The sequence below is a fragment of the Vibrio sp. 1727 genome (assembly GCF_033344415.1).
Classification (GTDB): Bacteria; Pseudomonadota; Gammaproteobacteria; order Enterobacterales; family Vibrionaceae; genus Vibrio; species Vibrio alginolyticus.
In genome coordinates this window covers 1-693 of the sequence record NZ_JAWPOT010000276.1, presented here as the reverse complement: position 1 = coordinate 693, position 693 = coordinate 1, and the positions used below count along the sequence as shown (strand labels likewise).

General features: G+C 50.2%; 1 protein-coding gene. It reads left to right on the top strand.

The genetic code is table 11. The annotated features are described in order from the left end of the window. A partial coding sequence (locus tag R8O10_RS25215) for a LysR substrate-binding domain-containing protein (protein WP_318191956.1) occupies positions 1-693 on the top strand: 693 nt, incomplete at both ends.

Genomic DNA, 693 nt, shown 5'->3' with positions numbered 1-693 from the left:
CAAGGTCAGCACTTGATCCCAACCCAAAAAGCGCTAGAAATTGATCGCTCTTTAGGTGAGCCGTTGGAATCGCTGCGCCAATTGTTGTCGCCCGTCGAGTTCGATCCTCAGCAGTGCGATCAGACGTTCACTATCGCGACCACGGACTACGCTATGCAAACCATTCTGCCGTTTGCTTTACCGCGCATTTATCAAGAAGCGCCGAATGTGTCGTTTAACTTTTTGCCTTTGCAGCATGACCGTTTATCCGATCAGTTGACTTATGAAGGGGCCGATCTCGCCATTTGTCGCCCAACTGGCCCCGTAGAGCCGCTGCGTAGCGAGATTCTTGGTCGCGTTGGCGTGTTGTGTTTACTGTCCAAACAGCATCCTTTGGCGAATCAAGAGATGAGTTTGGACGACTATTTGAGCCACCCTCACGCGATGATTGCCATCAGTGACGGAGTGAAAGCGTTGATTGAGCAAGCTTTAATCGACAAGCCGCAACGCAAAATGGTGCTGCGTGCGTACCATTTAGAAGCTGCGCTGGCGATTGTGGATACTCTGCCTATCATCATTACCGTTCCGGCAGATTTGGCGTATCTGGTTGCTGAGCGTTATGACCTAGTCGTAAAACCGTTGCCATTCCAATTTACGCCTTTTGATTATTCGATGATTTGGCATGCGCGCTGTGAGCATTCTCCTGCTCAAGAA